This window comes from Stutzerimonas chloritidismutans AW-1 (genome assembly GCF_000495915.1).
Classification (GTDB): Bacteria; Pseudomonadota; Gammaproteobacteria; order Pseudomonadales; family Pseudomonadaceae; genus Stutzerimonas; species Stutzerimonas chloritidismutans.
The window spans coordinates 22,652-46,167 of the sequence record NZ_AOFQ01000057.1 but is presented as its reverse complement, the minus strand read 5'-3'; the positions used below and the strand labels follow the sequence as shown (position 1 = coordinate 46,167).

The window sequence follows — 23,516 nt, the reverse complement described above, 5'->3', positions numbered from 1 at the left end:
CGATCAGCGACGGGTGATCAGATAGCCGATCACGGCAAAGGCGCCCGCGGCCAGAGCCAGGGTACCCAGCGGATGCTCCTTGGCGCATTCGCGCGCAGCACGGCTGGCTTCGCGGGTGCGTCGGGAGATATCGGCATAGTGCTCATCCCAGTCGTTATCGTGCCAGAGTGACTCGGCACGCGAACGCAGTGCGCTTAGGCGCTTGCGCGAGTCGTGGGCGGCATCGTGCTTGAGCTCATCGAGCGCGCGCATCAGGCTGTCGATCTCGTGTTGGACTTCTTCGCGGGTGGTGGCTTTGCTGAAACGGGACATGGTGGGACCTCCCCTCGGTAAGTGTGGTTGTTTGACTCCGAAAACAGGCAGAGGTGCGGCCCGATCTTTGCGCGCAACATCGGCCGGATCGTTACGCGGCCGCTCTGGCGCTGCTCTTCCGACGAACCGCTCATCGGAAAGAGGCGAGTCTGCGGGCGATTCCCTATACTGGCGAAACGTCTACCACGTCGCATTCAGCGCATTTCGCCCTTCCATCGCGGGGAAACACCCATCGTGAACTTTCGTCGTACCCTCGCCAGTCTGCTGTTCGCCTGCCTGGCCTCGTTGCCGGCCATCCATGCCCAGGCCGCCAAGCCGGCCGTACAGGAACTCGCCTCCGGCAGCGCCCTGCTGGTCGATCTGAAGACCAATGAAGTGCTCTATTCCAGCAATCCGGACATGGTGGTGCCGATCGCCTCGGTGACCAAACTGATGACCGCCATGGTCGTGCTGGACGCCAAGCTGCCGCTGGATCAGGCGCTGCCGGTGACCATCCGCGATGCCAGGGAGATGCAGGGCGTGTTCTCCCGCGTGCGTATCGGCAGCGAGATCAGCCGCCGCGAGATGCTGCTGCTGACCCTGATGTCTTCCGAGACCCGCGCCGCCGCGAGCCTCGCCCACCACTATCCGGGTGGCTACTCGGCCTTCATCCAGGCGATGAACGCCAAGGCGCGGGCGCTGGGCATGACCCGCACACACTATGTCGAGCCCACCGGGCTGTCCGAACGCAATGTCTCCAGTGCCAATGACTTGGTCAAGCTGATCCGCGCCAGCCGCCAGTACGCGCTGATCCAGCAGTTCAGCACCACCGACGAGAAGACCGTCGCCTTCCGCAAACCCAACTACACCCTCGGCTTTCGCAACACCAACGCCCTGGTGCGCAAGAACAACTGGGACATCCAGCTGAGCAAGACCGGTTTCACCAATGCCGCCGGCCATTGCCTGGTGATGAGCACCACCATGAAACAGCGGCCGGTGGCCTTCGTGGTGCTCGATGCGTTTGGCAAGTACACCCACATGGCCGACGCCAACCGGCTGAAGAAGTGGCTGGAAACCGGCACCGTCACCCCGGTACCCGCCGCGGCACTGGCCTACAAGCAGCAGAAGCAGGCGCAGCGCCAGCAGCTGGCCGGGCAACCCGCCGACGCGGCGCAGGCACTGCTCGACGCCCGCTGAGGTCTGCCGTTCGCTGCGTGGCGATGGCGTCGCGCAGCGAATCTGACCGGCAGGCCTGACGATCAGCGAACATTCTTGAGTTTGCGCAACTCTTTTTGCTGAGAGTCGTTCCTATCATGAACGCCATTCGCACCTGCGCCTGATCGGATCGCCGATGACACGCCGCCGCCTTCCCGCCTGGCTCGCCAGCCTGGCCCTGCTGATCCATCTGCTGAGCATGCCGCTGTCGGGCCTGTTGCCGGCAGAGACCAAGCGGCTGCTCGGCTGGAGCGGACATTGCCCGCTGATGCAGGCGCAGCAGCACTCGCACGCGCTGCACGAGTCGACGGCCCGAGGCGAGCATGAGCCGAGCGCCCATGGCGGGATGCCGCCGTGCTGCTGCTGCGCCGGTTCGATGGGCCTGGCAGCGCTGCCCGGTGCAGCACCGTTGTTGCCGCAGGAAATGCGCGGCGGCCTGGTGGTTGCTGTCGAAGCCCGCTCCCATCGACCGTCGCCACGGCAACAGTGGCCGGCCCTCAATCCTCGCGCCTCCCCCCTCGCCTGACGCCGCTGGCGTCACCCTTCGTTGCTTCGCCTGAACTGCCTGCACCGACCACGTGGTGTTGGCGTCTGCCTGCGGCCATTCGCCGTACGGCCCTGTCTGTTGCACAAGGAACATGCGAGATGCTCGACCATCCTGCGCACCCGTCGCGGCGTCCTGCGCTGCCTCGTCTTGTTATTGCGGCGCTGGCCGCTGCTTATCTGCCGGCAAGCCTTGCCGATACCGCTGCCTCCGCGCTGTCGCTGGGCAGCAGCACCGTCACCGCCACCCAGTCGGGTGGTGGTCTGCCGACCAGCAGCGTGATCAGCTCGGTCGATCTGCTCGGCGGCGACATTCTCGAACAGCTACCGGTGCTCTACAGCTGGGAGCTGTTTCGTCGCGCGCCGGGAGTGATGCTCACCGAATTCGGCCAGGGCACCAGCTCCGGCAAGCTGTCCTTTCGTGGCTTCAACGGCGAGGGCGAGGTCAATGCGGTCAAGCTGCTGATCGACGGCATCCCGAGCAACAGCAACGACGGCAACATGCCCTATCTGGACATGCTGTTTCCGCTGGAGATCGACGGCATCGAGGTGGTGCGCGGCACCAACGATCCGCGCTACGGCCTGTACAACATCGCCGGCAACGTCGCCGTGCAGTCGCGCATCGGCGGTGACTACGGCAAGGCGCGGCTGCGCTACGGCAGCTACGACACCCAGGAGCTGCAGCTGGCCAAGGGCATCGAAAGCGGCAACTGGACGCAGAACTACTTCATCGGCCAGCAGAAGAGCGATGGCTACCGCGACCATGCCGGCAGCGAGCGCACCAGCCTGTCCGGTAAATGGTTCTACACGCCGGATGCCGGCAACTGGCGCCTCGGCCTGATCGCCCGGCACTACGAGGCCGAGGCGGACGAGCCGGGTTACCTGTCCCGCGAGGACGCACGGCACTCGCCCCGTCAGTCCTACGCGCTGTCATCCAGCGACATGGGCGAGCGGCGCATGAATCAGCTCAGCCTGCATCTGGACAGCCAACTGGCCAGCGATCTCAGCTGGGCGACCAAGGTCTGGCTCAACACCCTGGACGACGACCGCTGGGTGCGTTTCTCGCAATCGGCGCCACAGCAGCGGCGTACCAGTGAGGAAAAGCACTACGGCGCGCGTACCTCGCTGACCTATCGCCCGGACGTGTCCTGGCTGCATGACCTGGCCATTGAAGGCGGGCTCGACACCGAGCAGCAGCGCAACCGCAGCGAGCGCTACACCGCCGTCGAGCGCCAGGTCGTGACCCAGACCCGCGACCAGCGCTTCGACTACGACAGCTACGGCGCCTACCTGCAGGCGGTGATCCAGCCGGTCGAATTGCTGAAGATCATCCCGGCGTTTCGCGTCGACCGCATCGAGGGCGACTTCACCGATGAGCTGAGCGGCAACGATTACGCCATCAACGACTACGGCAGCATCGAGCAGCCGAAAATCAGCCTGATCTACACCCCCATCGAGCAGCTGAGCCTGTATGGCAACTGGGGTCGGACCTTCCAGATCGGCACCGGCGCCGCCGCCTACAAGGTGCCGCCGCGCACCAGCGATCTCTCGCCGTCGATCAACGACGGCTGGGAGACCGGCATCAAGTTCAGCCCGGCGCACTGGATCGATGGGCGCATCGCCTACTGGGAGCAGGTGGCCACGGACGAGGTGCGCCGCCGGCTCAACGACCCCAGCGGCGAATCGGAAAACCTTGGCCAGACTCGCCGCTGGGGCTACGACGCCCAGCTCAACCTCTACCCCGCCAGCGATCTGAATCTGTGGCTGGCGCACTCCTGGCAGTTCTCCGAAATCGAGAAGGCCGACCCGAGCCTGCCGGCCAGTCAGGGCCAGCAGATCGACCACGTGCCGCAGCGGCTGTACTCGGCCGGCAGCACCTATCAGGCAACGCCGGACCTGCAGCTCAGCGCCTGGCTCAACGGCCAGACCGACTACTACCTCGAACGCGAGAACACCCAGGGCAAATACGGCGGCTACGTGCTGTTCAATCTGGGCGCCAGCTACCAGCTGACCGAGCAGCTGGCCGTCGACCTGCAGCTGAAGAACCTCACCGACCGCTACTACGAGTACGTCTGGTACGACGGTGTCCAGTCGTTGCACGCGCCGGGCGATGGCCGCGCGCTGTATGCCGCCGTGACCCTGGACTTCTGAGCCGCATGAAGCGCTATCTGTACCTCGCGCACCGCTGGCTGGGTATCGGGCTCGGCCTGTTTGTGCTGCTCTGGATCGTCAGCGGCGTGGTGATGCTCTTCGTCGGCTACCCCAAGTTGACGCCAGAGGAGCACCTGTCACGCCTGCAGCCGCTGAGTGGCGATTGCTGCATCGCTCCGGGCGCAGCGCTTGCCGCCAGCGCAGACCCGCGCACGCCGCTCAGCCTGCGTCTGACGAGCGCGGGTAGCTCGCCGCGCTATCTGCTGGATTACGGCGACGGGCCGCTGCTGGTGGTGGACGCACGCAGCGGCAAGCGCATCGAGCACATCGGCGCTGCCGAGGCACTGGCCAGTGCGCGGCAGTTCGCGGACGGTGGCGAGGTGCGTTTGCTCGATCGGGTCGAGGAAGATGCCTGGACGCGCAACCACGCCCTGGCCCGCGAGCGACCGCTGTATCGCTTGCAGGCGGACGATGCGGAAGGGCATCTGCTGTACGTTTCCAGCCACACCGGGCTGGTGGTGCGCGACGCCACGGCCCACGAGCGCGCCTGGAACCTGCTCGGAGCCTGGCTGCACTGGCTCTACCCGTTGCGTGAAGTCATGCCGAAGGCGATCTGGTCGGTAGCGCTGGTCTACGGTGCGCTGCTGGCCGCGGTGCTGGTGCTGCTGGGCATGCTGATCGGGCTGCTGCGCTGGCGCTTCGCCGGTCGCTACCGCAACGGCTCGCACTCGCCCTACCCGGCTGGCGCTGGCCGCGTGCACCACGTTGGCGGGATGCTGGTCGGCGTGGCGCTGCTGGTCTGGCTGGTCAGCGGCATGCTGTCGATGGAGCCCTGGGGGCTGTTCGAGAAGCGCTCGACCATCGATGCCGCCGCGCTGCGGCAAGCGCCGCTAAACACCGAGGCGCTGGATACGGATCTGGCCGCTGCGCTGGCCCGATTCCGCGAGGCTGGTATCGAACCGGTGGAGCTGCAGTGGCAGGTGCTCGGCGATCAGCCCTATCTGCTCGGTATCGATGCCAAGGGTGAAACACGCATTCTGCCCGCCCCCCATTCCGAGCCGGCACAGGAACGCCTTGAGCGCGCCCTGCTGGAACGCGAGGTCCGCCAGGCCTGGCCCGAACAGCAGCTGCGCTTCGAATGGCTGGAACAGGAAGACTTCCACTACTACGCCCGCAGCGAACCGAGCCTCTACAGCCATCTACCGCGACGGCTGCCGATGCTGCGGGTGCGTTTCGACGACTCGGCCGCGACCTGGCTGCATCTCGACCCCTACAGCGGCACCGTTATCGAACAGCTCGACCAGCGCCGGCGTGCCGTGCGCTGGGTGTTCAAGCTGCTGCACAGCTGGGACTGGCTGCCCTTGCTGCAACGGCCGCTACTGCGTGACGGCCTGTTGCTGGCATTCAGCGCCGGCATGCTGGTGATCGCCGTCAGTGGCGTGCTGCTGGGCTGGCGCCGCCTGCGTGGTCGGCCACGGCGCGTCAGGCCACGGGCCGCGCCGGATGCCCGGTCGTCGCGGCTGGACCGGACAGCTTCGGCGGACGATTCGATGCAACGATGACGGAACACCCGACTCAAACGACTACATTTCCCTTAGCACAGCGGGAACCGACGTCGAATGAGCACCCCAGACGATAGCTATATCCAGTGGCTGGTGGACCAGTCCATGTTGCACGCGGCGCGCGAGCGGTCGCGCCTCTATGCCGGCCAGGCGCGGCTCTGGCAGCGGCCCTACGCCCAGGCGCGGCCGCGCGATGCCAGCGCCATCGGCTCGGTGTGGTTCACCGCCTATCCGGCAGCCATCATCACCCCCGAGGGCGGTACGGTGCTCGAAGCGCTGGGTAACGACCGCCTGTGGAGCGCGCTCTCCGAGCTGGGTGTGCAGGGCATCCACAACGGCCCGATGAAGCGCTCTGGTGGCTTGAGCGGCCGCGAGTACACGCCGACCATCGATGGCAACTTCGACCGCATCAGCTTCGATATCGACCCGAAGCTGGGCACCGAAGAGCAGATGCTGCAGCTCAGCCGGGTCGCCGCCGCGCACAACGCCATCGTCATCGACGACATCGTCCCGGCGCACACCGGCAAGGGCGCCGACTTCCGCCTCGCGGAAATGGCCTACGGCGACTATCCGGGGCTGTACCACATGGTGGAGATCCGCGAAGAGGACTGGGAACTGCTGCCCGAGGTGCCGCCGGGACGCGATTCGGTCAACCTCGAACCGCCGGTGGTCGACCGCCTGCATGAAAAGCACTACATCGTCGGCCAGTTGCAGCGGGTGATCTTCTTCGAGCCCGGCATCAAGGACACCGACTGGAGCGTCACCGGGGAAGTCACCGGGGTCGACGGCAAGGTCAGGCGCTGGGTCTACCTGCACTACTTCAAGGAAGGCCAGCCGTCGCTGAACTGGCTCGATCCGACCTTTGCTGCCCAGCAGCTGATCATTGGCGATGCCCTGCATGCCATCGATGTGGCCGGCGCCCGCATGCTGCGCCTGGATGCCAACGGCTTTCTCGGTGTCGAGCGAAGGGCCGAGGGCACCGCCTGGTCCGAGGGCCATCCGCTGTCGGTCACCGGCAACCAGCTGCTCGCTGGCGCGATTCGCAAGGCCGGCGGCTTCAGCTTCCAGGAACTGAACCTGACCATCGATGACATCGCCGCCATGTCCCACGGCGGTGCCGACCTGTCCTACGACTTCATCACCCGTCCGGCCTATCACCACGCGCTGGTGACCGGCGACACCGAGTTCCTGCGCATGATGCTGCGCGAGGTGCACGCCTTCGGCATCGACCCGGCCTCGCTGATCCATGCACTGCAGAACCACGACGAGCTGACCCTGGAACTGGTGCATTTCTGGACGCTGCACGCCTACGACCACTACCACTACAAGGGCCAGACGCTGCCCGGCGGACACCTGCGCGAGCTGATCCGCGAGGAGCTGTACGAACGGCTGACCGGCGAGCATGCGCCCTACAACCTCAAGTTCGTCACCAACGGCGTGGCCTGCACCACCGCCAGCGTGATCGCGGCGGCGCTGAACATCCGTGATCTGGACGCCATCGGCCCGGCCGAAGTGGAGCAGATCCAGCGCCTGCATATCCTGCTGGTGATGTTCAACGCCATGCAGCCCGGCGTGTTCGCTCTATCCGGCTGGGATCTGGTCGGTGCCCTGCCGCTGGCGCCGGAGCAGGTCGAGCACCTGATGGGCGACGGCGACACGCGCTGGATCAACCGCGGCGGCTATGACCTGGCGGACCTGGCACCGGAGGCATCGACGTCCGCCGAAGGTTTGCCGAAAGCCCGCGCCTTGTACGGCAGCCTGGCCGAGCAGCTGCAGCACGGCGGCTCCTTCGCCTGCCAGCTCAAACGCATCCTCAGTGTGCGCCAGGCCTACGACATCGCCGCGAGCAAGCAGATCCTGATTCCCGATGTGCAGGCGCCGGGGTTGCTGATCATGGTTCACGAGCTGCCGGCCGGCAAAGGCGTACAGATCACCGCGCTGAACTTCAGCGCCGAGACCATCAGCGAAACCGTCTGCCTGCCCGGCGTGGCGCCCGGCCCGGTGGTGGACATCATCCACGAGCGCGTTGAAGGCGACCTCACCGAGAACTGCGAGCTGACCTTCAACCTCGACCCCTATGAAGGCCTGGCCCTGCGGGTGGTGAGCGCGGCATCGCCGGTGATCTGAAGGCCCTCTTCGCGAGCCCCGGGCGCACGGCTATAGTGCGCACCGGCCCGGGGCTCGCCCTCGCCTTCGAGGACTTCGCGTGTCGTTCACCCCGCTTCTTCGCCGCCTTTCCCTGCTGCTCGCCTGCATGGAATGGGTCGGCGCTCCGGCTCTGGCACAGACGGCCTGCCCGCCTGGCCAACAGCCAATCTGCCTGAGTGGCAGCTGCCTCTGCGTGCCCGGTTCTGCCAGCGACACCCAGGCCGTTTACGACCGTGTGCAGCGCATGGCCGCGCTGGCGCTGCAGAACTGGATTCAGCAATCGCGGGATCGTCTGATGGCCGGCGGCGTCCAGCCGATGCCGCTGCATATCCGCTCGCAGCTCGAACCCTTCTTCGATCTCGCGGTGCTGGAAAGCGCGAACTACCGCGTCGGCGACGAAGTGGCGCTGAATGCCGGCAACACCCTGCTGCGCAACCCCGACGTCAACGCCGTGACCCTGATCGACGTCATCGTCTTCCGCCACGCCAGCGATGCGCAGGACAACGTCGCGCTCTGGGCCCATGAGCTCAAGCACGTCGAACAGTATCTGGATTGGGGCGTCGCCGAGTTCGCACGACGCTATACGCTGGACCACCGCGCCGTGGAGCAGCCGGCGTATGCGCTGGAACTCGAGGTGGAAAAGGCGCTGGATGCGCAACGCTGAGCGATTCGCTCACCCGCGTCGGATGCTCGGCGCCCGGTTTCAGCGGATCGGATCGGCCGCGGCGCAGTCACATGCCAGACAGATACCGCCAACAGGAGCCGAGCCATGAGTGTGACCGTGACCAAGCTCGAAGGCGACGACATTCCCGAGCACCTGCGCCACCCGGATATCGCCATGGTCTATCGGGTCACCGATGCCAATGGCAACAGCCGCTATCTGACCGACGACGTCGAAGCCGCGCAGCTGGCGGTCAATATCAGTGACCGCCAGCAGCTGAAGCCCGACGCCTGACGCCGCGCATTGGTCCTCAGCCGGCCAGCACCGAATCCACCAGCGCCTTGGCCTCGGCCTGAATGCGCGCCAGGTGCGCTTCGCCTTCGAAGCTCTCGGCGTAGATCTTGTAGACGTCCTCGGTGCCGGACGGCCGTGCGGCGAACCAGCCGTTCGCCGTCTCCACCTTCAGCCCGCCGATGGCCGCGCCGTTGCCCGGTGCCTCGGTGAGGATGCGGATGATCGGCTGGCCGGCCAGCTCCTTGGCGCTGACCTGCGACGCGGAGAGCTTGCCCAGGCGTGCCTTCTGCTCGCGGTTGGCCGCGGCGTCGATGCGCTGATACACCGGCGCGCCGAAGCGGTCGGTCAGCGCCTTGTAGCGCTCGCTCGGGTCCTTGCCGGTCACCGCGGTGATTTCCGCCGCGAGCAGGCCGAGGATCAGCCCGTCCTTGTCGGTGGACCAGGCGCCGCCCTGCTTGTCGAGGAACGACGCACCGGCCGATTCTTCGCCGCCGAAGCCCAGGCTGCCATCCATCAGGCCGTCGACGAACCACTTGAAGCCCACCGGTACCTCCACCAGGCGACGCTCGATGCCGGCGGCGACGCGGTCGATCATCGACGAGGACACCAGCGTCTTGCCGATGCCGGCCTCGGCGCTCCAGCCCGGGCGATGGGTGAACAGGTATTCGATGGCCACGGCCAGGTAATGGTTGGGGTTCATCAGCCCGCCGGAGCGGGTGACGATGCCGTGGCGGTCGTGGTCGGTGTCGCAGGCGAAGGCCACGTCGAAGCGGTCCTTGTTCTCGATCAGCCCGGCCATGGCATGTGGCGAGCTGCAGTCCATGCGGATCTTGCCGTCCCAGTCCAGGCGCATGAAGCGGAAGGTCGGGTCGACTACCGTGGACAGCACCTCCAGCGGCAAACCGAAGCGCTCGGCGATGCGCGGCCAGTAGTGCACGCCGGCGCCGCCCAGAGGGTCGACGGCGAACTTCAGACCCGAGCCGCGGATGGCGTCGAGGTCGATCACCCGCTCCAGCCCGCCGACATAGGCGTCGATGAAATCGAAGCGCCGGGTGGTCGAGGCCTTCAGCGCCTGGCGGTAATCCATGCGCTTGACGCCATCGAGACCGGCGACCAGCAGCGCATTGGCGCGTTCCTGAATCCACTTGGTCACACCGGTGTCGGCCGGGCCGCCGTTGGTGGGGTTGTACTTGAAGCCGCCATCGCCCGGCGGGTTGTGCGAAGGCGTGATGACGATGCCATCGGCCAGCCCGTTGGTGCGGCCACGGTTGTAGCTGAGGATCGCGTTGGAGATCGCCGGGGTCGGTGTGTAGCCCGGCTCGCCGTTGGTTTCGCTGCAGCCGGCGTCGATGCGCGTCTCGATGCCGTTGGCCGCGAGCACTTCCAGCGCCGAGATGAATGCCGGTTCGGACAGCGCGTGGGTGTCCATGCCCATGAACAGCGGGCCGTCGATGCCTTCCTGGCGGCGGTAATCGCAGATCGCCTGGGTGGTGGCGAGGATATGCCACTCGTTGAAGCTGCCCTTGAGCGAGGAGCCGCGGTGCCCGGAGGTGCCGAACGCCACCTGCTGCGCCGGGTCGGACGGGTCCGGCCGGTCGCTGTAGTAGCGCGCCACCAGGCGCGGCAGGTGGGTGAGGGTGTGCGGGTCGGGCAGGCGTCCTGCGTTGGCGGCGATACTCATCGGTCAGTCCTGTGCGAAAAGGCGGTACGCCGGCCCAGGCGGGCGTGGCGCGAAGCGAATGAAACGCCAGTCGGCGCCATTTATCCAGAGCTTCGACCGCATCAGCGCCGGCGGTTCCATGCGCGGCGTTATCCAGCCTGCGACGTTTTGGCCATGCGCGCTCGTCGCCCCGCCGGAACCTCCGCCACAGGCCCCTTTCCACTGCTTAGCGGCTCGCGTTCGCGAGCCCGTGACCAGGAGGTTGTCACATGAACGTCGACGAACGAATCCGCCAGCGCGCCTATGAAATCTGGCAAGCCGAAGGCCAGCCGGAAGGCAAGGAAAGTGAGCATTGGCAACAGGCCCGCGAGGAAATCGAACCCTTCTACAAGGAAGGCGACGCCGAGGCCGGCAGTGTGGAAAGCAGTGTGGCGATACCCATGCCGAAATCGGACAACATGCATTAACCACGCAGGCAGGGCGGCGAAGGCGCAGTAGGCGCCGTCCCGCCCGAATCTGCTGCCACGTTCTCACCCTTCCCATCCTCTGCCCCGGCGCGCTGGAGCCTGCCGCTGCGCGCTGCTAGAGTGCCGCCGGTTGCCAACCACCGGCTGACAGGACGTCTGCCCAGCCACCGCACAGGATGCTTCCATGAAAAAGCTCGCACTCGCCGTTGCCGTACCCCTGGCCCTCTTCGGCGCCGCCACCTTCTACACCAGCACCCAGGTCGAATCGACCGCCCGTGATGCCGTTGACCAGGCCAACCTCAAGCTGCGCGAGATGGGCGTCGGCGCCGGTGCCGAGGTCGGCCTCACCCTGCTCAGCTTCGAACGCGGGCTGCTCTCCAGCACCGCGCGTTACCAGATCGACATCGAAGTGGCGGACGACGAAGGCAACACCGAACACTACGCTCTGCTGCTGCAGGATCGCCTCGAACACGGCCCCTTCCCCGTCTCCCGTCTCAGCCGCGGCCAGCTGATGCCGGTCGCCGCGCAGAGCCATTTCGAACTCGAACGCACGCCGCTGACGCAAAAGCTGTTCGACGCCGCCTCCGGCGAAGTGCCGCTGGTGGGTGACGTGACCATCGGCTACGACGGCGGCCAGGCCGGCGATCTGCGCACCGCCGCGCTGAACATCGAGGACGAAGACGGCAGCGTGCGCATCGCACCGGCCAACCTCAACTTCGAGGCGAACAAGGCCGGCAGCGACGTACGCATGGACGGTGAACTGGCGGAAGTCGACATCGACCTGCAGCGCAGCGACAGCGGCCAGCCGGTACAGGTGAGCCTGCGCGGCATCGGCCTGAGCGCCGACAAGCAGGATTATGACGCGGGCTTCGGCTTCGGCCCGTCCGCCATCACCCTGGAACGCATGGAAATCAAGGCCGGCGACGAACCCGCCGTGGTCATCCAGCAGGCCTCCGTCGAGGAGGCGCTGAGCCGCGGCAGCCGCGGCCTCGACCAGACCATCGCCTACCGCATCGGCGAGGTCAGCGCCAAAGGCCAGGCCTTGCGCAACCTCACCCTCGCCTTCAGCCTGCGCAACCTCGAGGAAAGCAGCCTCAAGGCGCTGGTCGCGAGCTACAAGGCAATCCTCGACAGCAGCGCCACGCCGGAGGAATCCTTCGCCGGCATGACCGCCGCCCAGCAGCAGGAACTCCAGGCGCATGGCCTGCAGCTGCTGGAACACAAACCCACCCTGGCCCTCGACGAGTTCGGCTTCGAGACCGCCCACGGCTCGGCCCGCCTGTCCGTCGTGCTCGACCTGCAATCGCCGAGCGCAGAAGCCTTCACCCCGGATGCGATGATCACCAGCATGCTCGCCTCGCTCAAGGCCGACGCCGGTATCGACAAGGACCTGGTGCGCGACATCGCCGGGCTGGTCGCGCAGAACAACCAGCCTGACGGCCAGCTCGACCCGGCGGCACTGCAGGAGGAAAGCGATGCCGCCACCGAGCTGTTCAGCGGCATGGCGCTGGACACCGGCTGGTCGCGCCTGGAAGGCGAACGCCTGGTCAGCTCGCTGCACTACGCCGACAACCGGGTGACCTTCAATGGCCGGGAAATGAGCGTGCAGGAATTCATCGGCTTCGCCTTCGGTTCGGCGCAGAACGCCGGTCTGCTCGGCCAGTAAGCGCCAGCCTGCGGATGCGTCCGCAGTGACAGAAAACTCCGCGGCCCTGTTCAGCACCTCGCTGGGCAGGGCCGTGTCGCTTTAGGGCATTTGCGGCGTTCCGATCACCCGTCACCTCCCCGACACCTTCCTGCCCTCGCCCTGCCCGAGCCGGCTGCGCGACCGCTGACCTGATCTCCCTACGGCTGCAATCTGCACCTGCCAACGCCCGCGCGTCGCCCTGTTTCGGTATTCGCTTGCGCTCCGTCAGGTCGCTGGAACCATCGTCGCTCTCGCCGCCTCTGCTGAATATGACAAATGCGCCAGGCCGAGCCGGGACTTCGCCGATTGCGGCCTGACGCAGCGAGAAAACACACGCTCATTCAAACCATGCAGCCCCTGGCCGGTGGCGAACCGCCCTGCCGGGGTTTCATTCAAAGGGCCCGCTTGTCCGATGACGCAGACGCTCAACTATCAGGCGATATTCGAAGCCGTCCCCAACCTGCATCTGATCCTCGCGCCTGATCAGGATTTCACCATCCTCGCTGCAAGCGATGCGCAGCTGCGCGCTACCCACACGCGCAGGGAAGAAAGCATCGGCAGACCGGTATTCGACGTGTTCCGCAAGAACCCGGACGACCCGACCGAGTTCGGCACCAGCGTTTTGCGCGACTCGCTCGAGCGCGTCCTGCGCAGCCGCGCGCCGGACCGCATGGCGATCACCCGCTACGACATCCCCCGGCCCGCAGCGCAGGGCGGCGGTTTCGAGCTGCGTTACTGGCGGCCGCTGAATGTCCCGGTGCTCGATGAGCACGGCGCCGTGCTCTACATCATCCATCAGGTCGAAGACGTGACCGAGGAAGTCCTGCGTCAGGGCAGCGCCAGTCTCAGTCACTTCGAGGAGCGCTTTCGCGCTGCGCTGCTCGGTTCCGGCATCGGTACGTTCACCTGGCTCTTCAGCGATGGCAGCCTCAGCCTGGACAGCGCGCTGGAGCAGCTCTTCCGCCTGCCGCTCGGGCTGAAGGTGACCAGCGTCGATGCTTTCGTCGAGCAGGTCCATCCCGAAGACCGCGCCGATGTACGGCTGGCCTTCGATCACTACGCCAGGGGCGACGACTACACCGCGGAGTTTCGCCTGCTGCGTGCCGACGCGGAGTGCTGGCTGGCCTGCAAGGCCAAGGCCTTTCGCGATGCCAGCGGAGCGCTCGCCTATGTCGCCGGCGCCTGCACCGACATCAGCGCCCGCCGGCATGTCGAAGATGCCCTGCGGGTCAGTGAGAACAGCCTGCGCCAGCTCAACGAGACGCTTGAAGCGCGGGTGGCCACCGAGGTCGCCGAGCGCAGCCGCGCCGAAGAAGCCCTGCGCCAGGCGCAGAAGATGGAGGCCGTCGGCCAGCTCACCGGCGGCATCGCCCACGACTTCAACAACCTGCTGACCGGCATCATCGGCAGCCTCGACCTGATGCAGCGGCGCCATCAGCGCAACGAGCCGCTGGAGCTGGAGCGCTACATCGGCGCCGCCGTGACGTCCGCCCAGCGCGCCGCCGCGCTGACCCAGCGGCTGCTGGCCTTCTCCCGGCAGCAGGCGCTCGACCTCAAGCCGGTCGACGTCAACCAGCTGGTGGCCTCGCTGGAGGATCTGCTGCATCGCACCACGGGCGAAAACATCACCATCGAGACGCGCCTCAGCGCCGGGCTGCTGCCCGCCTGCATGGACGTCAACCAGCTGGAAAGCGCGCTGATCAACCTCGTCATCAATGCGCGCGATGCCATGCCCTACGGCGGTCGCATCACCCTGTCGACCGCCAGCTTCACCATGGGCGACACGCCCGATCCGAAGAAGCGCGGCATGAGCGCTGGCGAGTACGTGCTGCTCAGCGTCACCGACACCGGCACGGGCATGGCGCCGAACGTCATGGCGCGGGCCTTCGAGCCATTCTTCACCACCAAGCCGATCGGCCAGGGCACCGGGCTCGGGCTGTCGATGGTGTATGGCTACATCAAGCAGGCCAAGGGCTACATCCAGATCGAGTCCGAGCCGGACATCGGCACGCGGGTGCACCTCTACCTGCCGGTGCATCAGGGCGAAGTCACCGCCCTCGCCCACGAACCCGAACGCACGCCCACAGGCGCCGGCGAAACCATCCTGGTGGTCGAGGATGAGCCGGTGGTCCGCTCGCTGGTGGTCGAAGTGCTGAACGAGCTGGGCTATGAAACCCTGGAGGCCGGTGAAGCCAGCGAAGCGCTCTGCATCACCGAGAGCGAGCAGCGCATCGACCTGCTGATCTCCGACGTCGGCCTGCCCGGCATGAACGGCCGGCAACTGGCCGACATCGCCCGCCAGCAACGCCCCGGCCTGAAGGTGCTGTTCGCCACCGGCTATGCCGAGAGCTTTGCCGCCAACGATTTTCTCGGCCCGGACATGGCAGTGATCACCAAGCCCTTCGCCATCGATGTCTTCGCCACCAAGGTCGGCGAGATGCTCGGCAACGGCTGAGCGTGGCTGGCTACGCGCCCAGGCGCTCGCTGAGAAAGTCGATAAAGCAGGCGATGCGCGAGGCCAGTGCGCTGTTGCGGTAATACACCGCATTGATCGGCTGGCGCACATCGACACGCTGCGCCGCCAGCACCTCCACCAGCTCGCCGCGCTGCCGATCCTTCTCGGTCATGAAGTCGGACAGGCACACCAAGCCCTCGCCGGCCAGCGCCAGTTCACGCGCCGTATCGCCGCTGGAGACACGCAGCGCCGGGGTGATCCGCCAGCTCTCCCCCAGCGCATGGCGCACCGGCCAGTCGTTGAGCCGATCCGGCTCGGTAAAGCTGATAAGGCTGTGCCCGGCCAGCGCCTCGACGCTCTCCGGCATGCCATGCCGTTGCAGATAGGCCGGGCTCGCCAGCACCCGGCGCATGGTGTGGCACAGCGGCCGCGCATGCAGGCTGGAATCCGGCAGCGGGCCGATGCGGATGGCCAGGTCGGTACGCCGCTCCAGCAGATCGATGATGCGGTCGTCGCTGTACAGCTCCAGCTCGATCTGCGGGTAGCGCGCGCGAAAGTCGCCGATCAGCGGTGCGATCACATGCAGCATGAACGGCGAAGCGGTGTTGACCCGCAGACGCCCCGCGGGTGTCTGCCGCCGCAGCGCCATCTGCTCCTCGGCCTCCTCCACGCTGGCCAGAATGCGCCGCGCCTGCGCCAGGAACACCTCGCCCTCCTCGGTCAGCTCGAGGCGCCGCGTGGTGCGGCGCAACAGCGTCACCGCCAGCTTGTCCTCCAGCCGACTCAACGCCCGGCTGACGCCCGAGGCGGTCTGTTCCAGCTGCTCGGCCGCGGCGCTGATCGAGCCACTGTCGACCACGCTGACAAAGGCGAGCATTTCGTCGAGGTTGGTTTTCATCGGTGGGAATCGCATCGAATGGCGGGCGTGAGCAACGAGTCTGGCGGCAGCGCCGCGCGGCGGCAACCGGGCCGGCGCGGGCCCCCGGCGGCGGATCCGTCGATCAGCCGCCGGCGAAGGGTGCCACGGCCTCAAACGCCCTTTTCATTCGGCCCCGGCACATTCACCCCGTCCAGCGTGGAACGGCTGTCGCCTGCGCCATCGGTGATCACGCTGAAACTGCCATCGGTCTCCAGTACCACCGCCTCGATGCCATCCAGCGCGGCCAGCCCCTGACTGCGCGCAGCGGCCCGCACCTCGTCCTCGGTCACTCGCGCCACGCGCATGGCATCGCCGAGAAAACGCCCGCGATAGAACAGCAGCGCCGGCTCGCCCGTCACCGTACGCCGCACCCACGCCACCCGCACGCTGGACCAGGTGACCACATACTGCAGCCCGATCAACAGCGCGAACGCCAGCACCCCCTCGGCCAGCGACACATTGCGATTGAGCAGAATCGTCGCGAAGGTCGAACCCAGCGCAACCGTCACCACCAGATCGAACGCATTCATCTTCGACAACGTCCGCCGCCCCGACAGGCGCAACAGCAGCACCAGGCTGATATAGGCCAGCACGCCCACCACCAGCGTGCGTATCAACGTCGTTCCGCTACTGAAAAACATGCCTTCCACGATCACCTCCGCAACTGACCTATGCAGTGTGGACAGGGTAGGCGGCGGGAAAGTGCAAACGACGTGAATGACGCGTGTCAGGCAACAGTATGAAAACTGGGGATTAATCCATCGTCTGCTTTACCCATACGGAAGCAGTGGCTAATGTGCCATCACGCGCAGCAACTGCGCACTCGATCACGGTTCCGCTGCGACGCTACGAGTTGCACCGGTCCGCTACCAAGGACGGTACAGATGGCGCGCTTTATCCCTGTACGCTCGCAATGCCAGTTCGACACGCCCGGCGAGCGGGGGTTTTGCCGAGCGGTTGGAGAGCTGCTGGAAGTCGATTGCCTCTGCTGGAGCAAGGTCCCGGTCGGGTTACCCCGACTTCGTGATCCTGCACCCGCGTCGCGGCATCCTCGTGCTGGAGGTCAAGGACTGAAGCTCGCCACCATCCAGAGCATGACCCACGGCAAAGCCACGTTGCACACTTCAAGCGGCCTTAAGACTGTGGCCAACCCGATGCTGCAGGCGCGCTCCTATGTCGTTGATGTCGACATGGTGCTCAAGAAAGACCTGCTACAGCAAGAACAAGAAAATAAGCCTGGGCGGTTGCAGAAGCTGAGTGCAACACGGTTATTGATTTGAAGCTGGAGCATGATGCCGCATAGCCATGGCTTCCTGCATCACCTCGCCCATGACTTCGATCGGGCACTTGAAATCGAAGCGTTTACGGGGGCGCATATTCAGCTCCAAGGCGATGGCATTCAATTGCTCTTGACTGTGTACCGACAAGTCAGTCCCCTTGGGCAGGTACTGGCGGATCAGGCCGTTGATGTTTTCGTTGCTACCGCGCTGCCAGGGGCTGTGCGGGTCGCAGAAGTAAATAGCGACCCCTGTCTGCTGGGTGATTTCAGCATGCCGCGCCATCTCCCGGCCCTGGTCGTAGGTCATGCTCTTGCGCATCGCCAGCGGCATGCTGTTGAGCGCTGCACTGAAGCCCTCCATCGCCGAGGTCGCCGTTGCGTCGTTCATCTTCATCAGCATCAGGTAGCCACTGGTGCGCTCCACCAACGTGCCTACCGACGAGGCGTTGGCCTTACCCTTGATCAGGTCGCCCTCCCAATGCCCCGGCATCAGCCGGTCTTCGATCTCTGGCGGGCGAACATGAATGCTGACCATCTCAGGGATCTGGCCGCGCCGATCCACGCCACCAGAGCGCGGCCGGCGCGTCGTCTTGCCTTGGCGCAGGCAGACGATCAGCTCCTTGCGCAACTCGCCGACCGGCAAGGCATAGATCGCGTTATAGATCGTCTCACGACAGACGTAGGCATCTCTGAGGTTGGGTATGGTCATGCTGCGCAGCTTGCCGGCAATCTGCTCGGGAGACAAACGCTTACGCAGCATGTGGGCCACCAGTTCGAAGCGCTCGCTGCCCGGCACAAGCTTGCGCTTGGGGCGACAAACCTGGCGCCGAATATTCATCTGTTGCTGGGCGCAGCGGGCCGAGTAAGCACCACTACTGCCTCGATTGCGCTTCAGCTCTCGGCTGATGGTCGAGGGCGACCTGTCAATCAGGCGAGCAATGCCGCGCAGGCTGAAGCCTTGAGCTTGACTGAGTTGAATGATGGCGCGCTCTTCGACGCTGAGTTCGGAATAGGACATAGGGGCAGCACCGTACCGGAAAGGTCAGGTGTTGCACTCAGTTTTCGCGGCCGCCCTGTTTCATTTTACTGCTTATTTGTTCGTTGTTTTATGCACCAGTTGCGTCTAATCATAGTTGTGACATTTGTGAATAAATGGATGAAGCATGATTGATCTCGGGGGAACAGACCTATACATCAACGTGCCGAGCCTGCCCCGGAAAGAATTTGAGCACTACTCAACAAATTTGTTTGATGAGTGGGAGTCATATATCGGGAAGGTTCTAAAGGTTCCTGATTACGCACTAGTTTTAGAAATTGAAGAGGGATCAATTAAGGTAAATGCAAAAGTTGCTGCATGCCTTTACGCGATCTATATTGGGATTGGACAGTACGGCTCATTCATGGCTGGGTCCCAAACAATTCAAAGTCAAATTAGTGCTGCGAGTGACTATTTGGCGAATCATGCGGTTGCCCCGTTTACAAGCAGACAAACTAAACCAAAAATAAAAAAACATAGTGGGTCGCTGGGTCAACTTAACAGGTTATTTTTAAAAGTTCAGCAGGGAAAAATAACTGCGCAGCAAGCCATGATAGAGGCTGAGGCAATATTTGGAGAGGATTTACGCTCCGAACCAGATTTCACAAGTGAGCTAAGAACATCATTTGAAAATGCGCCAATACTTGCGAAGCAGTTAAATTTGCCTTTGAGTGGCGTCGAAAGTGAAATATTTAAAAAGGTTATAAACAAGAAGCCGCGAATACCTAAACCTACGCCAGAGCAACCTATTGGACAGCAGTTTCGTGTAATGGTGTGGCGTGAGTCGAAAGATAAAAAACGTAAAGTTCGAGTAATTGAGCTATGAGTCACATGGCTGGATCAAATCGTTCGCTCCGCTTGCATGGATGGCTAATGTCCGCTCCGTTAATAAAATTTAATTTTCAAGGACAATTATGCCGCGTGTAATTGAGAAAGGTGAGATAGCCCTGTACAAGTACAATCGGCTTCGATACTCATTTGTAGAGTTGGGGGCCGGAGAACAGCAAGTCCTATCCAGCGATCCTTGGGCTTTCCTCAGTTCTCATCTGCAAACAAAACTTGCAGGTAAGCGTGGTGCCAACCGTGAGCGCATTGAGCGCGCAATCTATTATGCTTCCCTTGCTGAGGATTTTTACCGCGCAGCACAGAGCGTACCTCTCCCTGCCCAAGGAACACTTTTCTACTACGGCATGCTTGATCTTGTAAAATCGTTTCTATCTCTTCGCGGTGCTGATTTAGAAACAACTTTTGAGCATCATGGACTAATGCTTCCGCTTGGAAAAAGGTTGACTATAGAAGCTAAGCCGAAAATGAAGGACGCTTTCAATGTCTTTTCGCATTTCTGTGCTGAACTTGGAAGAGAAATAAAGGCTCCTCTTGAGGTCGACTTCAGACAAGCCCTATCTCATGTGCCCGAGGTTCATGGCATCTATGCCAGCCTTGGTCACATCACCAAGCGAAAATTACTTCCGGTGAAAATCGAGTTCCAAGTGAACTCAAATAGAGATTTCCTTTTCACTGAGCTAATTTTTGATAAAGAGCAAGAGGCAAAAGTAGATACTAGTCGATTTCTAAAAGGTAATCGATCGGCATATTTTAAGGAAGGTTATCCGCGCGACAAGCAAGTCGTTTATCGAGCAAAACGCAGAAAGTCTTTTACCAGAGATAACCTTGACCGGAAATATAAAAACATATTAGCTGAGTATTCTGCGCTCGATGTGGTTCCAATACTCACCCAGCAGGGCTATCGATACTACATAGACCTCCGCCCTGGAGATGTCCCACATCTTGCATATTCTTTAATGGCGATGTTCTACCTTGGCAGCGCAGCACGTTATCGACCATTAGAGATAAGATCTTTGCTGGAGGGTGATCTCCGCCCACTAGTGAGTGAGTTTGTTAGCTTAACACCTCGTCAATTTCTCTACCAATTAGTGTCAATTACGACGGCACGAGAATGCGTGATTCCATTTTCAGCGATATGAAGACTCGCGTTTCAAATGGTTCAATTGATTCCCGTCGTTTCAAAATGGTGATAGCTAATGAACAGCATTCATGATCATCCGGCATATAAAGAAGGCAAAGAAAGCTACTTTTCTAATAAAGGAAGATACGAAAATAGGTACCCGTTAGGATCTACAGAATATGATGCATTCGAACGGGGTTGGTCTCAATCGTTAAAGAAAACACCAGATTTGCTACTCAAGGCGTCTAATTTCAAGGGCATGCACGGCGAACGTAGAGAATGCAGAGGTCAGTCAGATATAGATATAGATATAGATATAGATATAGCAAAGGAAAAATACTTGAAAGGTAAGGGTTATTAGTTAGCGCTCAGTCCAAGGATATTGGAAAAGCCTATTTAACGTTCAGATGCCAGCTCATGGGAAAACGGGTTAGATTTATTTTCAGGTGGCTAGCTTCATAGCACCTTATGACTTCATCGTCTTAGGTTTTCCACCCCCATTCACAATGGTAAGCACCCATGCACCTAACAACCCTCCTAGTTCCCACCTTCACGCAATGCTCAAAACTCTCTCCGGCTGGCTGAAAAAGGCGCAGGCCCAGCTCCCGGAAGCAGAGGCACAGGCGTTGTTATCCGCGCGGCTAGCGCCGGATATGTTTCCGCTGTCGACCCAGATTCGCTTTGCCTGCGTGCAGGCACAGGAGGCTGTTTGCCGGTTGAGAGACGAGGCCTTCCCGGCTGCGATCAACGAGCTGCTGGACGAAGGGCGGCAGGCTGGCGAGCGGCCGGGCACGCTGGCTGATGCCTATGCCCGGATCGATGAGACGGTGGCTTTGCTCGACGGCCTCGCCGCCGATGCGCTGGATATGGACGCGGACAAGCCAATCGCCCACGAGCTGGCGAATGGGATGATCTTCGACCTGACCGCTGAGCAATACGCCCGTGACTGGACGCTGGCGCAGTTCTATTTCCATGTGATGACCGCGTATTCGATCCTGCGTAAGGAAGGGATCGAGCTGGGCAAGGCGGACTACGTGACCCATATGCTGCCGTATCTGCGGGCGGAATCGATTCCGAAGGGCTAACGAGGTGGCTTGGACGTAGCGCGTGGAAAAGGCTTCGCCGTTTTCCACCCTACGCATGCGAGGTGTCGGCAGAGGAGTGCGGAGTGGCGTAGGGTGGACAACGCTGCGCTTGTCCACCAATGCGAGTCGACGGGCAGGGCATGTGGTTGGCGAAACGCTCGCGGGCTCGGGGCGTCCAACCGGGATGCCGCGCCAGAGCGGTCGTATTTGCGAACGATGTTCGCCCACCTCGCCACAAAGCAGACCTCCCCATGTTGTTCCGCCGTTTCGAAAACCTGATCGATGTCTTCAAGCCCAGCCCGGACGTTGCGCCGCCGGCCGGGATGCTGCGTTTCTATGCCCATTACCTGAAGCAGGTCTGGCCGTTGATGACGGCCGTGCTGGTGGTCGGCTTCTTTGCGGCGCTGATCGAGGTGGCGCTGTTCAGCTTTCTCGGCCAGCTGATCGACATGGCTCAGACGACCGATGACGCGCGGACCTTCTTCGCCGAGCACCGCAACGAGCTGCTGTGGATGGCGGCGGTGGCGCTGGTCATCCGGCCGCTGGTGTTCGGCCTGCACAATCTGCTGACGCATCAGGCGATCAACCCAGGGCTGACCAACCTGATCCGCTGGCAGAACCACCGCTACGTGCTCAAGCAGAGCCTGAACTTCTTCCAGAACGACTTCGCCGGGCGCATCGCCCAGCGCGTGATGCAGACGGGGCCGTCGCTGCGCGATTCGGCCATGCAGGTGATCGATGCGCTGTGGCATGTGGTGGTCTATGCGGGCAGTGCGCTGTATCTGTTTGCAGCCGCGGATCTGCGTTTGATCGTGCCCTTGCTGCTGTGGATCGTCGGCTACAGCGCCGCGCTCTGGTACTTCGTGCCGCGTATTCGCGCGCGTTCGGCGGCGGCGTCCGCGGCGCGCTCCAAGGTGATGGGGCGGGTGGTGGATGGCTACAGCAACGTCGCCACGCTCAAGCTGTTCGCCCATTCGCGGGAGGAGGAGAGCTACGCCCGCGAGGCGATGCAGGAGCTGCTCGGCAAGTTCCGCCTGCAGTCGCGAGTCATCACCAGCCTGGATTTCCTGATTACCTGCATGAACGGCCTGTTGATCGTCGGCACCGGCGCGCTGGCGCTGTGGCTGTGGAGCGAGGCGCTGATCACGACAGGCGCCATCGCCCTGGCGCTGGGCCTGGTGATCCGCATCAACAACATGGCCGAGTGGATCATGTGGGTGGTCAACGGCATCTTCGAGAACGTCGGAACCGTGCAGGACGGCATGAAGAGCATCGTCCGGCCGCGCGATGTGCTTGACCCCGAGGACGCCAAGCCGCTGCAGGTGGAGCAGGGCGGCGTGCGCTTCGAGGATGTGCATTTCCACTACGGCAAGCAGGGCGGGGTGATCAGCGGACTGACTATCGACATTCGTCCGGGCGAGAAGATCGGCCTGGTCGGGCCGTCGGGCGCGGGCAAGTCGACGCTGGTCAACCTGCTGCTGCGCCTCTATGACCTGGAGAGCGGGCGCATCCTGATCGACGGGCAGAACGTCGCCGAGGTCAGCCAGGAAAGCCTGCGCGCCAATATCGGCGTGGTCACCCAGGACACCTCGCTGCTGCACCGCTCGATCCGCGACAACCTGCGCTACGGCAAGCCCGACGCCACAGAGGAAGAACTCTGGGCCGCGGCACGCAAGGCCCGCGCGGACGAGTTCATTAAGACCTTGGACGACAGTCAGGGCGGCTTGGCCTTTGAGGCCATGGTTGGTGAGCGCGGCGTGAAACTCTCCGGCGGGCAACGGCAGCGTATCGCCATCGCCCGGGTGCTGCTCAAGGACGCACCGATCCTGGTGCTCGACGAAGCCACCTCGGCGCTGGATTCGGAGGTCGAGGCGGCGATTCAGGAGAGCCTGGATACCCTGATGGAAGGCAAGACGGTGATCGCCATCGCCCACCGGCTGTCGACCATCGCGCGTATGGATCGGCTGGTAGTGATCGATGGCGGCCAGGTGATCGAGACCGGCACCCACGCCGAGCTGATCGCCCGCGGCGGTCTCTATGCGCGGCTGTGGCAGCACCAGACGGGTGGGTTCGTCGGGGTGGATTGATTCGAACGGG

The 23,516-nt window shown here is 63.3% G+C and carries 21 protein-coding genes; 16 read left to right on the top strand and 5 right to left on the bottom strand.

Annotated features, from left to right (window positions below; all coding sequences use genetic code 11):
• Positions 1-3: 3 nt before the first annotated feature.
• Positions 4-312, bottom strand: a complete 309-nt coding sequence (locus F753_RS43340) for an ElaB/YgaM/YqjD family protein (protein WP_003282345.1) — start codon at positions 310-312, stop codon at positions 4-6.
• A gap of 234 nt (positions 313-546) precedes the next feature.
• On the opposite strand from F753_RS43340, the gene pbpG reads away from it, so the two are divergent.
• The 7 genes from pbpG to F753_RS43305 all read left to right on the top strand — a co-directional run bounded on the left by pbpG (position 547) and on the right by F753_RS43305 (position 8,865).
• A complete protein-coding gene (pbpG, locus tag F753_RS43335; protein ID WP_023446427.1) occupies positions 547-1,488 on the top strand; it encodes a D-alanyl-D-alanine endopeptidase in 942 nt (313 codons plus the stop codon).
• 154 nt (positions 1,489-1,642) lie between these two features.
• Entirely contained in the window at positions 1,643-2,032 is a 390-nt protein-coding gene (locus F753_RS43330) for a DUF2946 family protein (protein WP_023446426.1), read from the top strand.
• 119 nt (positions 2,033-2,151) lie between these two features.
• Positions 2,152-4,200: a TonB-dependent receptor gene (locus tag F753_RS43325; RefSeq protein WP_023446425.1), complete on the top strand. Its 2,049-nt coding sequence runs from the start codon at positions 2,152-2,154 to the stop codon at positions 4,198-4,200.
• Positions 4,201-4,205: 5 nt separating this feature from the next.
• Positions 4,206-5,762: a PepSY domain-containing protein gene (locus F753_RS43320; protein ID WP_023446424.1), complete on the top strand. Its 1,557-nt coding sequence runs from the start codon at positions 4,206-4,208 to the stop codon at positions 5,760-5,762.
• A 57-nt stretch (positions 5,763-5,819) separates the two neighbouring features.
• Entirely contained in the window at positions 5,820-7,889 is a 2,070-nt protein-coding gene (gene treS, locus F753_RS43315) for a maltose alpha-D-glucosyltransferase (protein ID WP_023446423.1), read from the top strand.
• 79 nt (positions 7,890-7,968) lie between these two features.
• A complete protein-coding gene (locus F753_RS43310; protein ID WP_023446422.1) occupies positions 7,969-8,574 on the top strand; it encodes an eCIS core domain-containing protein in 606 nt (201 codons plus the stop codon).
• A gap of 105 nt (positions 8,575-8,679) precedes the next feature.
• The gene (locus F753_RS43305) at positions 8,680-8,865 is read left to right on the top strand and encodes a hypothetical protein (protein ID WP_023446421.1); all 186 of its coding nucleotides are present in this window, start codon (positions 8,680-8,682) and stop codon (positions 8,863-8,865) included.
• 16 nt (positions 8,866-8,881) lie between these two features.
• Here the strand turns inward: F753_RS43305 and pgm are convergent, their stop codons facing one another.
• Positions 8,882-10,546, bottom strand: a complete 1,665-nt coding sequence (gene pgm, locus F753_RS43300; protein ID WP_023446420.1) for a phosphoglucomutase (alpha-D-glucose-1,6-bisphosphate-dependent) — start codon at positions 10,544-10,546, stop codon at positions 8,882-8,884.
• Positions 10,547-10,794: 248 nt separating this feature from the next.
• Here pgm and F753_RS43295 point away from each other — a divergent pair, with 248 nt between their 5' ends.
• From F753_RS43295 to F753_RS43285, 3 genes are all read left to right on the top strand, one after another.
• Positions 10,795-10,992, top strand: a complete 198-nt coding sequence (locus F753_RS43295) for a DUF2934 domain-containing protein (RefSeq protein WP_023446418.1) — start codon at positions 10,795-10,797, stop codon at positions 10,990-10,992.
• A 184-nt stretch (positions 10,993-11,176) separates the two neighbouring features.
• Positions 11,177-12,658: a YdgA family protein gene (locus tag F753_RS43290; protein ID WP_023446417.1), complete on the top strand. Its 1,482-nt coding sequence runs from the start codon at positions 11,177-11,179 to the stop codon at positions 12,656-12,658.
• A gap of 433 nt (positions 12,659-13,091) precedes the next feature.
• Positions 13,092-15,134: an ATP-binding protein gene (locus F753_RS43285; RefSeq protein ID WP_023446416.1), complete on the top strand. Its 2,043-nt coding sequence runs from the start codon at positions 13,092-13,094 to the stop codon at positions 15,132-15,134.
• 10 nt (positions 15,135-15,144) lie between these two features.
• Here F753_RS43285 and F753_RS43280 read toward each other — a convergent pair whose 3' ends face one another.
• Together F753_RS43280 and F753_RS43275 are read right to left on the bottom strand one after the other, a co-directional pair.
• Positions 15,145-16,032, bottom strand: coding sequence for a LysR substrate-binding domain-containing protein (locus F753_RS43280; protein WP_023446415.1), 888 nt, complete (start codon positions 16,030-16,032; stop codon positions 15,145-15,147).
• A gap of 131 nt (positions 16,033-16,163) precedes the next feature.
• Positions 16,164-16,703 carry a DUF421 domain-containing protein gene (locus F753_RS43275; RefSeq protein WP_023446414.1) on the bottom strand — a complete coding sequence of 180 codons (540 nt, stop codon included), beginning with the start codon at positions 16,701-16,703 and terminating at the stop codon, positions 16,164-16,166.
• 234 nt (positions 16,704-16,937) lie between these two features.
• Between F753_RS43275 and F753_RS50080 the strand changes: the two genes are divergently transcribed.
• The gene (locus tag F753_RS50080; protein WP_023446413.1) at positions 16,938-17,333 is read left to right on the top strand and encodes a hypothetical protein; all 396 of its coding nucleotides are present in this window, start codon (positions 16,938-16,940) and stop codon (positions 17,331-17,333) included.
• Here F753_RS50080 and F753_RS43265 read toward each other — a convergent pair.
• Positions 17,322-18,350 (bottom strand): IS30 family transposase, encoded by a 1,029-nt coding sequence (locus tag F753_RS43265; RefSeq protein WP_019818564.1) that lies wholly within the window; start codon positions 18,348-18,350, stop codon positions 17,322-17,324. The two genes, F753_RS50080 and F753_RS43265, sit on opposite strands and share 12 nt — an antisense overlap.
• A gap of 145 nt (positions 18,351-18,495) precedes the next feature.
• On the opposite strand from F753_RS43265, the gene F753_RS49240 reads away from it, so the two are divergent.
• The 5 genes from F753_RS49240 (at position 18,496) to F753_RS43255 (ending at position 23,506) form a co-directional block, all read left to right on the top strand.
• The gene (locus tag F753_RS49240) at positions 18,496-19,194 is read left to right on the top strand and encodes a hypothetical protein (protein WP_084799396.1); all 699 of its coding nucleotides are present in this window, start codon (positions 18,496-18,498) and stop codon (positions 19,192-19,194) included.
• Positions 19,195-19,282: 88 nt separating this feature from the next.
• On the top strand, positions 19,283-20,353 hold the full coding sequence (locus F753_RS49235; RefSeq protein WP_084799395.1) for a YaaC family protein: 1,071 nt from the start codon (positions 19,283-19,285) through the stop codon (positions 20,351-20,353).
• 57 nt (positions 20,354-20,410) lie between these two features.
• Entirely contained in the window at positions 20,411-20,695 is a 285-nt protein-coding gene (locus tag F753_RS49620; RefSeq protein WP_156924053.1) for a hypothetical protein, read from the top strand.
• Positions 20,696-20,891: 196 nt separating this feature from the next.
• A complete protein-coding gene (locus F753_RS43260) occupies positions 20,892-21,419 on the top strand; it encodes a DUF1993 family protein (protein WP_023446411.1) in 528 nt (175 codons plus the stop codon).
• Between the two features lie 251 nt (positions 21,420-21,670).
• Complete coding sequence (locus F753_RS43255) at positions 21,671-23,506, top strand: ABC transporter ATP-binding protein (protein ID WP_023446410.1); 1,836 nt, start codon at positions 21,671-21,673, stop codon at positions 23,504-23,506.
• The last annotated feature ends 10 nt before the right edge of the window (positions 23,507-23,516 follow it).

Bases quoted from the DNA above. Each gene is read 5' to 3' on its own strand.
- F753_RS43290 (WP_023446417.1), top strand. From the start codon at position 11,177: ATGAAAAAGCTCGCACTCGCCGTTGCCGTACCCCTGGCCCTCTTCGGC.
- treS (WP_023446423.1), top strand. From the start codon at position 5,820: ATGAGCACCCCAGACGATAGCTATATCCAGTGGCTGGTGGACCAGTCC.
- F753_RS43325 (WP_023446425.1), top strand. From the start codon at position 2,152: ATGCTCGACCATCCTGCGCACCCGTCGCGGCGTCCTGCGCTGCCTCGT.
- F753_RS43265 (WP_019818564.1), bottom strand. From the start codon at position 18,350: ATGTCCTATTCCGAACTCAGCGTCGAAGAGCGCGCCATCATTCAACTC.
- F753_RS43260 (WP_023446411.1), top strand. From the start codon at position 20,892: ATGCTCAAAACTCTCTCCGGCTGGCTGAAAAAGGCGCAGGCCCAGCTC.
- F753_RS43330 (WP_023446426.1), top strand. From the start codon at position 1,643: ATGACACGCCGCCGCCTTCCCGCCTGGCTCGCCAGCCTGGCCCTGCTG.
- pgm (WP_023446420.1), bottom strand. From the start codon at position 10,546: ATGAGTATCGCCGCCAACGCAGGACGCCTGCCCGACCCGCACACCCTC.
- F753_RS43305 (WP_023446421.1), top strand. From the start codon at position 8,680: ATGAGTGTGACCGTGACCAAGCTCGAAGGCGACGACATTCCCGAGCAC.
- F753_RS43285 (WP_023446416.1), top strand. From the start codon at position 13,092: ATGACGCAGACGCTCAACTATCAGGCGATATTCGAAGCCGTCCCCAAC.
- F753_RS43320 (WP_023446424.1), top strand. From the start codon at position 4,206: ATGAAGCGCTATCTGTACCTCGCGCACCGCTGGCTGGGTATCGGGCTC.
- F753_RS49620 (WP_156924053.1), top strand. From the start codon at position 20,411: ATGAACAGCATTCATGATCATCCGGCATATAAAGAAGGCAAAGAAAGC.
- F753_RS43255 (WP_023446410.1), top strand. From the start codon at position 21,671: ATGTTGTTCCGCCGTTTCGAAAACCTGATCGATGTCTTCAAGCCCAGC.
- F753_RS43280 (WP_023446415.1), bottom strand. From the start codon at position 16,032: ATGAAAACCAACCTCGACGAAATGCTCGCCTTTGTCAGCGTGGTCGAC.
- F753_RS49240 (WP_084799396.1), top strand. From the start codon at position 18,496: ATGATTGATCTCGGGGGAACAGACCTATACATCAACGTGCCGAGCCTG.
- F753_RS49235 (WP_084799395.1), top strand. From the start codon at position 19,283: ATGCCGCGTGTAATTGAGAAAGGTGAGATAGCCCTGTACAAGTACAAT.
- F753_RS50080 (WP_023446413.1), top strand. From the start codon at position 16,938: ATGGCGCGCTTTATCCCTGTACGCTCGCAATGCCAGTTCGACACGCCC.
- F753_RS43340 (WP_003282345.1), bottom strand. From the start codon at position 312: ATGTCCCGTTTCAGCAAAGCCACCACCCGCGAAGAAGTCCAACACGAG.
- F753_RS43295 (WP_023446418.1), top strand. From the start codon at position 10,795: ATGAACGTCGACGAACGAATCCGCCAGCGCGCCTATGAAATCTGGCAA.